The organism is Citrobacter gillenii (assembly GCF_013337685.1).
GTDB classification, from domain to species: domain Bacteria; phylum Pseudomonadota; class Gammaproteobacteria; order Enterobacterales; family Enterobacteriaceae; genus Citrobacter; species Citrobacter gillenii.
The window spans coordinates 39020-51066 of sequence record NZ_SUQN01000002.1; the positions used below are offsets into that span (position 1 = coordinate 39020).

The window sequence follows — 12047 nt, forward strand, 5'->3', positions numbered from 1 at the left end:
ATGGCGATTGAAACCATTCGTGGTCGTTACCGACTGCACCGCTTTCCTCCGCGTCAGCGCCATTTGCAAACAGAGCAGCTCACGCCGGGGATTACCCCGGCGGATTATCAACGCCAGTTAATGGACGGTTTCCAGGAAGGGCTGCAAAAAGGCTTTGAACAGGGAATGACTGAAGGTCATGAACAGGGCTTTCAGGAAGGGCATCAAAAGGGCCAGGAAGAGGGCTCTCGTCAGGGGTATACCGAAGGCAGCCTCGCCGGGCAGCAGGAAGGGCGCAAACAATTTGCCCTCGCGGCACAACCGCTGGACGGTATTTCTGGCCGGGTGAATGACTACCTGGCGCACATTCAGCGTAAACAACGGGAAGACCTGCTGCAACTGGTTGAAAAGGTGACCCGTCAGGTGATTCGCTGTGAACTGGCGCTGCAACCGACGCAACTCCTCTCACTGGTCGAAGAGGCGATCTCGGCCTTTCCGACCCTGCCCGAGTCGTTACAGGTGCTGCTGAGTAACGACGAGTTTAATCGCATCAAAGATGCTGCGCCGGAAAAGGTGAATGAATGGGGGCTGACGCCTTCAGCCGATTTGCAGGCGGGCGAATGCCGGGTCATTACCGATAAGTCCGAGCTGGATATCGGCTGCGAACACCGGCTCGATCAATGCATGTCGGCACTGAAAGAGACGTTGCTGCCGGAGCCGCAGGGTGAGTGACCCTTCATTCTTTGACAACGCGTTGCGCGCTATTGAGTCGATTCCGCTTGCCCGGGTTGCCGGCCGACTGGTGCGGGTGAACGGTATTTTGCTCGAGAGCGTGGGATGCCCGCTGATGACCGGCCAACTGTGCCGCGTTGAAAGTGCCAACCATACGTTAATTGATGCGCAGGCAGTGGGGTTTAATCGTGACATTACCTACCTGATGCCCTTCAAACATCCAGTCGGGCTGATGGCAGGTGCACGCGTGTTCCCCGAAGAAAAAGCCCAGGAAATTTTGATTAGCGAAAGCTGGTTGGGTCGGGTGGTCAACGGCCTCGGCGAACCGCTGGATGCCAAAGGGCGTCTGACCGGCAATGACGTACTGCCATCTCAAGCCCCGTCAATCAACCCGCTTACCCGCCAGTCGGTCAATCAACCGCTGGATGTCGGTGTGAAGGCCATCAATGGATTACTAACTATCGGTAAGGGCCAGCGTGTTGGGTTAATGGCGGGGAGTGGCGTCGGCAAAAGCGTGCTGCTGGGGATGATCACCCGCCAGACCAAGGCTGATATCGTGGTGGTTGGGCTTATCGGCGAGCGCGGCCGTGAAGTAAAAGAATTTATCGATCACTCGCTGGGGGCAGAAGGACTGGCAAAATCGATTATCGTCGCCGCCCCGGCGGATGAATCTCCCCTCATGCGCTTAAAAGCCACCGAGCTGTGTCATTCTATCGCCGCGTGGTTTCGTGACCGCGGCCACCACGTTTTACTGCTGGTGGATTCACTCACCCGTTACGCCATGGCGCAGCGCGAAATAGCGCTTTCTCTGGGGGAACCCCCGGCGACCAAAGGCTATCCGCCGTCGGCATTTGGCATGATCCCAAAGCTGGTTGAAAGCGCGGGCAACAGCGAAAGCACAGGATCGATGACCGCTATTTATACGGTGCTGGCGGAAGGGGACGATCAGCAGGATCCGATCGTTGACTGCGCGCGCGCGGTGTTGGATGGGCACATCGTATTGACCCGCAAGCTGGCGGAAGGCGGGCATTACCCCGCTATCGATATTGCCCAGTCGATCAGTCGCTGCATGACCCAGGTCACCCGCCCGGAGCACCAGCAGGCCGCTCGGGCGCTAAAACAGAACTACGCCGCCTACATGGAAATCAAACCGTTGATTCCGCTCGGTGGCTATGTTGCAGGCGCTGACCCCGGCGTTGACAAAGCGGTCAAAATTTTCCCGGCGATTGAGCGTTTTCTGCGTCAGGAGGTGAGCGAACCCGCCTCTTTGGAGCTGGTACAAAATCGTCTGCAGGCCCTTTTCCCGGTCGCCAAATCGAAAGCAGAAGGTAAATAACCGTGCGACAGATTCTTGATACCCTGGCGCAACTCCAGCGCCTGCGAGATAAATCAGTAAAAGACATCACGGTGCAGTTGGCGAAACAACAACAGCTGTGCTCTGGCTATGAAAACAACATCAAAGCGCTAGGCTACCTGGTGCAAAAAACCGGTCCCGGCGTTGATGCTCCTGGCATTGAATCTCTCAAAAATGTGTCCGGCTATAAAAGCACGCTGCGCAAGGTGATTGCCTGGCAAGAGCAGGAAAAGACGCTGGCGAAAATTAAAGAAGTGCGTATCCAGAAAAACCTGATCGCAGCAGCCTGCCAGGAAAAAATCGTTGCCATGACGCTGGATGAAAAACGGCAAGATCTGCAGGACGAAGTCGCTATCAAGGAACAGAAGATCGTGGATGAGATTGCCACGCAGTGTTGGTTACGTAATAAGGTCTTTCGGCAAGAATGAAAACAATCATCACGTTTGGCACCTTTGATGTATTTCACGTTGGTCATCTCAATATCCTGCAACGGGCGAAGCAGTTAGGCGGGCAACTGGTGGTAGGGGTCTCCTCTGATGCGCTCAATATCGCTAAGAAAGGCCGGACACCGGTGTACAGCCAGTCTGACCGGATGGGAATTGTGGCGGGGTTAAAATGCGTGGATCGCGTGTTTCTCGAAGAGTCGCTGGAACTAAAAGCCGATTATATCCGCCAGTTCAATGCCAACATGTTAGTGATGGGGGATGACTGGGCGGGCCGCTTTGATAGCTTCTCGTATCTTTGTGACGTCGTTTATTTCCCTCGGACACCGGCCATTTCGACCACCACGATTATTGAGGTGGTCAAGACATATAAGTAGGACATATGTGCCAAGGCATTATTCTGCTATGGAATACAATGATTTTCTATTTATTCACTATGCTTGTAAGCCAAGTGATAAAGCTCTGAAATATGCTTTACTTTCATTCCGAATTTGGAAAAAAGTATATCGAGGGATTTGTTAGAGTAAATGGTGATATGTCCATTACGTGGCGCTATATACCAAAAATTCATCAGCTTATTTAGATGGAAATCGTTAGTCAGTGTTGAAAAGAAATATTTACCATTATTTTGATCTAAAAGAGAGTCTATCATCTCCATAGTCTTTACTGGCGTTGGTGTATGCTCCATGACTTCAAATGACGTTATAAACTCATACTTTTCATTTGGTATGGGGGCTGAATTATTGAAGGGGTCCCAACCAACCACATCTGTGCCATATTCTTGTAATAACTGTACCAGCTGTCCGTCACCGCAACCAAAATCTAGCATACGGAAATTTTGTAGATTTTTGAATGCATTGCGAAGTAAGTTGAAGTTGTGAAGAGATCTTTTGCAAATAAAATTAGGATCATGTTTTATATATTCGTCATTGTAAATGTATCTGGAGTAATCTGCATCAGACCATTTATCAAAGGCGTGGCTGTATATCAATCCACAGTTCTTGCATTTATAATAATAGACGGCATGGCCGCTTAGCGGATAGTTATATCGGTGAACGTTGTTTCCATAGCAAGAAACATTAAAGTCAGTTACGCCATAAATATCAGCTTCAGTATCGCAAATTTTGCAATGTGGTGATGAAGTAGTATGTAATTTCATTATTTTCTTAATAAAAAATAGGTTAATGATTGATATTTGTTATCGCAGGACTTTCTTTCCACCAATCCATAATTCAAGTTGTTGCTGCAAATCATGAAAATTATCAGCGATAACCTGTGCCATATCGGGAGAGAAAAAATGTGTGATATGTGGGTGTGCTCCTCCCACTCGCTGTCGGTTTACTTTTTCAAGATCGATAAAAGGGATTGCAGATTTGTTATATTTTAATAAACTTAAAATATCAAGCTGGTTTGTTGGGTCAGTTTTCCATAAAAACATCTGATATTTTGTATTCACCTTCAATAAATGGAAATACTCATTAGTGGCAGCATACCCCTTCTTTAATGGGCTACCATTGTGCAGACTTTTTTGTTGGGAAAAGAGATTACGACTAAAACAGACCTTACGTTTGGGCGTTAAGGCGAAAAATTGATTATCTTCACAAGGTGTTGTAGGAATCGTCAGTAAATTTAAAGCAGTGTTATGCAGATCAACCATGCTAACCATGTGATTTATATCGAAGGATTTCATTCCCGGACAGAAAATAAACGCGGGGGTGTGCACTAATGAAGTGTATGGCTCTATTCCATGGGCGTATCCACCATTAAATCCATGCCCCCAGAAATCATCACCATGGTCGCCGAACCCGACAATAATAGTATTGTCCAGTTTTCCTGCATCGAGTAGTATTTTAATCGTTTGGCCAATCATTATATCCATACTTTGGTATCCGCGTTGCCATCTGTCGAGACTGTTTTTACCGCCTTTTTTTATCTCATCGTGGTAACAAAGATGGCTGCTTAAGTTCCATAAATATAAAGCAAAAGGCTCAGTCTGTGACACGACCTGGCGCATTTCAGCGAGCATGGTCGCCGATGTGTCGTACCAGTTGAATGAGTCTGTTTCGCTCCATATTGAATCAACATTGGCCCAGTTTTTAGGATATCCCATTCCTGCGGTACGATAACCATGTTGTTTCAGGGTATCAAAAAGTGGTGGGCAGCGACGCTTAAGGGTAATATTTGTCTCGAGGTGAGTATTATGCTCAAGCGTATTGTCTTCGCCATGTAACAGGTCGCTAAAGGCCATAAGTGAAGATGTCGCGCTGGATATGAAGTTGTTAAACCTAATGGATTGCGAATTTATTTTACTAAGGAATGGAAACCATTCCCTGTGGCTAAAAATTGTCTGATTGAGACTTTCAAGATGTAGAAATATGATGTTTTTATTCATTTTTTAATCACGAATTAAGAGTTCAAGCATGTTTATATCAAAGGTTGGGATTTCTTTAGCGTTAAAGACTTCCATCCGTTCTGAAAAACTATCATCGATAAAAATAGAGTTTTGCTGTTTAATCCAGTCGCTTTTCTTTGCATCTTTATCTAAATGTATTATTGAATCAAAAAGCATGCTAATACGACGTGTATTAAGTTCGAGATGGATATCTCCAGCATGACGAGTGATTAAGTGGATTGATATTTCGTGGTTAATACATTGATATAAAAAGGTAATGACAAGCAGGCAGAGTTTGTCATTAATAATAACGGTATCATCATAATCGATATAAACATGCTGAAATTGTATGCTGTGCTTGTATTGATTAGACAGACTACGGGTAATCTGAAGTTCTTTACAGACGGGGAGCAAAGCAATCTTTTTCCGCATTGCTTCATAGACAGTAAGTAGAGGAAAATTGATGCCATTCACGCGATTTAGCGCCATTGTACCGGCAATACGTGGAGCGACTTCCAATAATGTCAACTCACCTGTCGCGGCGCGTTTTAGCTGAAAAAACCAGGCTCCACGCATGTGAAATCGATCTGAAATAGCACGAGCATATTCCTCGACGTGTTCAAGCGTGACCAGCCTCGACGTCATCGCAATTCCAGCACGAATCCGTGAGCGGGTGCGCGGCTGGCAAAACAGCAATCCCCGGTCGCGGTCGGAAAAGCAATCAACGGTATATTCATCCCCGCTAAGGTATTCGCAAACGATCAGATCACTTTGTTGGGCAAGAAGCGACGCTAAGGCTTCTGGCGTTTCAATACAGCTGGCGCCTTGTGCTCCCTGTCCACGATCGGGTTTCACAAAAACCGGCCACTGCGTAATTTTGTTACTGTCAGTATACACAGCAGGAACAGGTAATATTTTTCTAAGAGACTGATATGTTTTGCTTTTATAACGGGTGGTTTGGCAGGTCTCATGGGGGGGACACAACACCGTTGCTGAAAGAGCATCTCTTTTTTCAGAGAGTGCAAGTAGAGCATCGTCATGTGCCGGAAAAATATAATCGATCTTTTCTAACTGGAGTAGTTGCTGCAAGGCATCCAGCCAATTCGGTTGCGCTATGTCTGGAATGACATGATATGCGCAAGCACAGTGACGGGCGTGGCTGTCGTAATCAGACCCGGCCAGTGTAATATTGATGTGCTTATCATGGCGTAAGACGTAATAGATTTCCTTACCAATTTCTGTCCCTGCCGGAAATATAAGTATATTAGTCATGCTGCAATAAACTCGATAATTGTATTAATCTCCTCAGATGTCATATCCGGGTAGATTGGTAGACACAGGATGTGTTCCGAAGCATAGTTTGCTACCGGTAGATTTTCTTTTTGTGCTCCGGGCATTTTTTGATACATCATCAAATTAGACAGTAGTGGATAAAAATATCGTCGGGTCAGGATATTATTGTTCTTTAAGCGTGTGTAAAGTTCGTCTCTGGATATTTTATAGTCTGATTCGATGAATACCGGAAAGTAGCTGTAGTTGCTTTTATAATTGGTATTATTCAGTATTCTTATGCCTTTGATACCGACCAGGTTTTGACGATATAGCTGATCGATTTTTTTACGTTTAGCGATAGCATCATCTACATAATTCAATTGTAATAAACCGAATGCAGCCTGTATCTCATTCATTTTTCCATTGATACCGGGAGCCACAATAGTGACTTCGTCGGCGATACCAAAGTTTTTAAGGTAATCAATTCGTGTCTTTGTCTTTTTATCGTAACTAACGATTGCGCCGCCTTCAAACGTGTTGAAAACTTTTGTTGCATGAAAACTGAGTACTGAAAGATCGCCATGACGCAGGATGCTGCCACCAACATCTTCGATCGCAAAAGCATGCGCAGCATCGTAGAGGGTAGGAATGCCATAATTGCTTGATATTTCTTCTATTTCTTCAGTTTTGCAGCTCTGCCCATAAACATGAACAGGCATTATTAATCCGGTGTTTTTGGTGATTGCGGATTCAATGAGCCTGGAATTAATGTTAAGAGTCTCAGGATCAATATCAACAAATACCGGTGTTAATTGATTCCAGAGTATACTATGGGTAGTTGCAACAAATGAGTAAGGGGTGGTAATGACTTCACCTTTAATTCTTAGTGCTTGCATCGCTACAATGAGTGCGATTGTTGCGTTACAAAATAATGAAATATACGGGACGTTCAAATAAGTGGCTAAGTGCTCCTCAAGTCGCTGATGCATGCTGCCATTGTTAGTTAATTGTCGTGATGACCAAATATCCTCTAAATAAGGTAAAAACTCTTCAAGCGGAGGCATAAAGGGTTTTGTAACCGTAATGGGATTCTGCTGCAAAGATTTCATTATTAATGTTCCTGAGATAAGTTATTGATTATTGTTTGATAAGAGTCAGGTAATCTCGACTTGATACTTAAAATAATGAGTTCTCTGATTTTCTGGTCATCAATATGATGAAGCGCTATGCGATAAAGTTCTGGCAAGATCTGTAAGCGTGAATCGCAATGGATAATTGCCTGTACGATGTGATATGTTATTTTGTTAACGTTATTATGATTTAAGGCAACTAAATACCCTTGGTAATGTAAAAGAGCATCAGTCGGATCGTCAATAAGTAAGTCATCAATGTCTTTATTTAACAATGTATGATCTGGATGCGCATATTGTTTCCAACGGCTATCTATTGCTTTTACCCATGCAGGTTCATGCTTCCATTGGTTGAGGATCATCATTCTGTTACGGTACATTAACTTGCTATTATCTCTTCTGAACCATGTGTTATTATTATGGCGACGATACTTGGCCACGACTCGCTCAGAAGATATAAACTCCCCTTGTTTCGCAAGCTTTAAAAACATGTCCCAGTCCTCCTGTACTAAATCAGGAGGGGAGCGTTCAATTCTTAAATAAGCATCTCGGCGGATAAGTGATCCAATATAGAGGCTTAAATTACCCGTGATGAGCATATGTTCGAACACATCGCCATTGAGGAATATATTATTGTATGGAAAGATCGAGCCATCAGGCATGATAACTTGCACAGCACTGTAACACATTGAACAGTTGGTGTTTTTCTCCATCATGTTTACCTGATGCGAGATTTTTGTGGGCATGATTAGATCATCTGAGTCGACGACAGCAATGTACTTTCCTTGTGCAAGATTCATTGCTTGTATTATTGGTTTTTCACCTTTTTTAATGTGTTGGGAATAATAATTTTCTTCTCTCAGAATCGTTTTACACTGATGTTTTTTTTGGTATTTCTTGATGATTTTTTGAGAGTTGTCGGTAGAGGCATCATCAACAATAATAACCTCAATATTTTTCCATGTTTGTTTGTAAACACTTTCCAGTGCCTCTTCAAGATATTGAGCGTGGTTATAACTGGTGACGATAATACTCACTAATGGGCTGGTCATTTATCTCTATCCTGTGAAGTCTGGAAGCATCATGGGAATAATTTTTTCTGCAGACTGAGCAGTAGCGTATTCATTGACACCAGAGAGCTGTTTTCCAGCACCTCTGCAATCTCACTGGCCGCTCTCTTCCCCGCCTTACCATCCATAAACGCGTCGCAATAATGTTGGCGGATCTCGTCCAATGGCGCCTGTAACGCGTTCCAGTCGTTTGAGCTGGACAGCAGGTTTCTGAGTTCCACCATATCGCTGGCGACCGGTAAAATCGCTCGGATCTGCTGGTCGGCACTGCGGGGGCTGGAGTAACTTTTCTGCCCATCCAGTAACGCCTGCATACCCGGCCAGTCGAGGAGGATGACGCGCTTGTTGGCATGAAGGGCATCGAAGATAAATCCGCTGTTATCGGTGAGGACGTAATCGGCCTTCGCGAGCAGCGGAAGGACGTGATCCGGCGCATCTGTTCGGTTTTTAAAACACTTGCGCGCCAACGTCAGCGAAGCGGCCTCTTCCGGTCGAGAGCAGGTACCGTGGTGCAATTTGCAGATGATATTGAAGTCATGGCTTAAATGGCTCAGCTTTTCCGCCCAGTGCGGTAGTGAGCTTAATGCGCCGTAGGTTGGGGCATACAGTAGCGTCGGTTTTTTGGCATCAAATTTCAGCGATGCCGGGAGAGATGTCTCAACGTGTCCTTGATGCCAGCGATCAAAGCGGGGATTTCCGACCACCTTCGCGCTGCCGTTAATATCCAGCGCTTGTTTGCTGTAATGGCTGTAACACAAAATACGGTGGTAGAACGTATTCCACCAGGCATGATTCCACTCTTCTTTTGCCAGTCCGTACATGGCGCGAACGTGAATATCGGCCAAATCTTTCAGAGCCGGCGTGTAGTAGGGGCTGACCAGACATTTGAAGCGTTTACGTTGCTGAATAACTTCAGAAATACGTGCGCCACCCAATGTTGGGTCGTTGATAGCGTTAATGGTTGCGGCCATTTCATCAAGAAATGGCTTATGGATGCGATCGTTAACCAGCAGCGAACATGTCTGGCCCATTGCTTGCAGTGCGGCAATTATTGGCTGATAGACGGCATAATGAAACGAGGTCTCCATAAAGAAGGCGATCGTATTATCTCTCGCGTTAACGGGCTGAGAGGGTGCGCTAGTTACCGATTGAAAGTTAGCGGGGGCTTTATTTATTTTATTGAAATAAAAGCGAATATTATCTGTTTCCTGCTTTTCGATGTCGCTATAGCCCGCGCGTTGGTAGGCGATACTCGGATAGCAGGCCAGCCATTTTCCGTCGCGCAGCAGGGGCTGCCATTGTGCTTCCAGCGACTCGGACGGATCCTGCGCCATCTGCCTTGCAAGCGAGGCGTAATAATGGTCGTTAACCAGGTAGGCGCACACTTTCCGGCAATCGCGGGCATGGATCATCCCGTTGAGGCTTTTCAAAACCGTGCCCTGTTTGATTTCACCGCCGAGCAGGATCACTTCCCAGGGTAATTTTGGCAGGGCGCTGAGCAGCGCATTCAGCACGCTGATGTGCTTCTCTTGCTTCAGAATGACGCTATCGTCCTCCAGTAACAGGTAGTTTTTCCAGCCTTGCTGTTGTGCCAGATGCAAGGCCTGCAAATGAGACTGGCGACGGCCCAACTGACCATTTACGTCTTCGCAGGCGGCCAGGCGGGTGATTTTTTCCGCCGGGACATTCAGTCGGGCAAGTTCCTGTTGGATCTGTCCCAGACGATCCGTGCGCGCATCAAGGTTGACGATCACCACCTGATCGATGGCATCCCAGCGGATCGGCTGATGGTGGGTGGCGTTATGCAGGCTCTGATACCAGTTTTTCAGCATCGGATCGGGGATTGCCTGCTCGAGGCTGGTCTGCAACGGTTCACTGGCTCCCAGTACAAAATCTTTATCAAACGTATTCTGGCTGTGTGAGATACACAGAATGGTGCGTTCTCCAGGGAGTTGCAGCGGGTTAACGGTGAAATTATGGGTGAACCCTGCCTCTTCACTTAGGTTGCACTCATCATCATAACGGTGTTTTTTCAGATAGTTACGATGATAGCAGAAGGTCCCGTTGAGAATATTTTGTGGGCCAAAACGGTGGGTTTTAAAAATACGATTGATGTGGCTGTACCAGATAGGGATCTGGTCTGAACCGGAAATCAGCGCCCGATGGCGCTGCATCATCGCAAGGGTATAGGTGATTTTATCCGCCGGATAAAAGTCATCATCGTCCATACACAGAATATATTCACCCTGCGCCAGTTCATTGAGCATATTGCGTTTTTTACCCAGCGCCAGCCTTTCCGGATGGTGGATATAACGGATATTAAATGCGCCAGGTTTGCCTTGCGTCAGTTGCTCAATAAGCGGCAGGTGGCTTTGCGGTGAATCATCGAGGATCACCAGCTCTCTGCGATCCGCCGGATAATCCTGATAGCGGAACATATACAGTAGCCATGGCAAGAAAGCGGCACGGTTCCAGGTCGGCGTAACGACGCTGACAAACGGTTTTTCACGACCGGTATCCAGAGTCTTAACGACGCCAGGCAAAATAGTGCGAGTTTTAGCGGATTTGGACATGATGACTTCACGGAAAAAAGGGCCGGTAGATTCCCGGCCAAGGGGCGCTAACAAATAAGCAGTGAAAAAGCAGACAGCAGATAATCCGCTGGCAGTATGGCCTGCACCTGCTGGCGCACTGAGGCTGATTCCTCGCTGTGGCGCCAGCGCTCAAGCAATGTAAACAGCGCGAAAATGTCAGCCTGGCTCAGCGGCGAGCCGTCCAGCGTCCACAGGCTCAGTAGGGTACGGATCAGGTAAAAATCGGTGACCAGCTCAAACAGACGTTGGGTGATGCTGGCGCTCTCATGCTGCGGGAAGGTGTCATGGTAGAGGCGATAGATCAGATAGTTACTGAAAATCCAGGCTTCCTCGGCAAAGTACTGCTGATGGGCTTTATGCCACTGTTTCTGTAATTGCTGGAGCAGCAAAGCTTCGCTGTTGGCATCCTGCATCATGAGCAAACTCAACTGCAGCGGCAGCGTCATTTTGCGCGGGCTTTCGGGCAGGATCTCCCAGTCGAAGGTCAAGCCGCCCATCAGAGACAGCAAATGGCATTGCAATTGTGGCAGGGCCGGTAGACGTGAAAATTGATTCTGCAATTTTCCCGTTGCGGCATAGTCAGCAAGGACGTTGGGCTGTGAGGCAATTTTTGCCAGCGTGTCGGCGTCGTCGCCCGGCAGCTTTTCGGACCACGAAAGCATAATGCCCAGCGCGTACAGACGCAGGTCTGGCGTTAAACCGGCAATCGTTACGGCATTGAGTGCGGCCTGATTCAGCACCCGATCGCGTGGTGATAACAGGGCGCTCTGTGAGTTGCAATCACTCTGGGTGACATGCAATACAAAAGCATTGGCATCGCCAAGGGCGGCTGTGCAACTGGCGATGTCTGTTAACGCCAGGCTCTGGCGGATTTCATGTTGCCACGTCATCTGGACATGCAAGGGAGAGTCCGGGTTGTGGGCTAAAAATGCACGGACAAAGTCAGGCTCGTAGCAATTAATCGTACTCATAACGTGTTCTCAGAAATTCCAATATTCAAATCTGGGCACTGTATTGCAATTTGCGTGCCTGTTTTTTTTAATTAATATATCAATGGGTTAGATTTGCAGGGGAAAGGCGC

Annotated in this window: 11 protein-coding genes; 4 read left to right on the top strand and 7 right to left on the bottom strand. The window is 46.9% G+C overall.

The window, feature by feature from the left end; all coding sequences use genetic code 11:
* From fliH to FCH32_RS03980, 4 genes are read left to right on the top strand one after another with little or no spacing between them, the layout of a single operon-like run.
* Positions 1–711: a flagellar assembly protein FliH gene (gene fliH / locus FCH32_RS03965; RefSeq protein ID WP_117342015.1), complete on the top strand. Its 711-nt coding sequence runs from the start codon at positions 1–3 to the stop codon at positions 709–711.
* A complete protein-coding gene (gene fliI / locus FCH32_RS03970; RefSeq protein WP_117342016.1) occupies positions 704–2047 on the top strand; it encodes a flagellar protein export ATPase FliI in 1344 nt (447 codons plus the stop codon). Before fliH ends, fliI begins: the two co-directional genes overlap by 8 nt.
* 2 nt (positions 2048–2049) lie before the next feature.
* Complete coding sequence (gene fliJ, locus FCH32_RS03975; RefSeq protein WP_117342017.1) at positions 2050–2493, top strand: flagellar export protein FliJ; 444 nt, start codon at positions 2050–2052, stop codon at positions 2491–2493.
* Entirely contained in the window at positions 2490–2885 is a 396-nt protein-coding gene (locus tag FCH32_RS03980) for an FAD synthase family protein (protein ID WP_174360533.1), read from the top strand. The genes fliJ and FCH32_RS03980 overlap by 4 nt, the downstream gene beginning before the upstream one ends.
* Before the next feature lie 50 nt (positions 2886–2935).
* Here FCH32_RS03980 and FCH32_RS03985 read toward each other — a convergent pair whose 3' ends face one another.
* From FCH32_RS03985 to FCH32_RS04015, 7 genes are read right to left on the bottom strand one after another with little or no spacing between them, the layout of a single operon-like run.
* Positions 2936–3667 (bottom strand): class I SAM-dependent methyltransferase, encoded by a 732-nt coding sequence (locus FCH32_RS03985; RefSeq protein ID WP_117342019.1) that lies wholly within the window; start codon positions 3665–3667, stop codon positions 2936–2938.
* A 39-nt stretch (positions 3668–3706) separates the two neighbouring features.
* Positions 3707–4900: a sulfatase-like hydrolase/transferase gene (locus tag FCH32_RS03990; protein ID WP_174360534.1), complete on the bottom strand. Its 1194-nt coding sequence runs from the start codon at positions 4898–4900 to the stop codon at positions 3707–3709.
* Between the two features lie 3 nt (positions 4901–4903).
* On the bottom strand, positions 4904–6172 hold the full coding sequence (locus FCH32_RS03995; protein WP_174360535.1) for an ATP-grasp domain-containing protein: 1269 nt from the start codon (positions 6170–6172) through the stop codon (positions 4904–4906).
* Complete coding sequence (locus FCH32_RS04000; protein WP_174360536.1) at positions 6169–7281, bottom strand: DegT/DnrJ/EryC1/StrS aminotransferase family protein; 1113 nt, start codon at positions 7279–7281, stop codon at positions 6169–6171. Before FCH32_RS04000 ends, FCH32_RS03995 begins: the two co-directional genes overlap by 4 nt.
* A 2-nt stretch (positions 7282–7283) precedes the next feature.
* The gene (locus FCH32_RS04005) at positions 7284–8354 is read right to left on the bottom strand and encodes a glycosyltransferase family 2 protein (protein WP_174360537.1); all 1071 of its coding nucleotides are present in this window, start codon (positions 8352–8354) and stop codon (positions 7284–7286) included.
* A gap of 29 nt (positions 8355–8383) precedes the next feature.
* Positions 8384–10945, bottom strand: coding sequence for a glycosyltransferase family 2 protein (locus FCH32_RS04010; protein WP_174360538.1), 2562 nt, complete (start codon positions 10943–10945; stop codon positions 8384–8386).
* A 47-nt stretch (positions 10946–10992) separates the two neighbouring features.
* On the bottom strand, positions 10993–11937 hold the full coding sequence (locus FCH32_RS04015; protein WP_135912532.1) for a lysine-N-methylase: 945 nt from the start codon (positions 11935–11937) through the stop codon (positions 10993–10995).
* Positions 11938–12047: the final 110 nt, after the last annotated feature.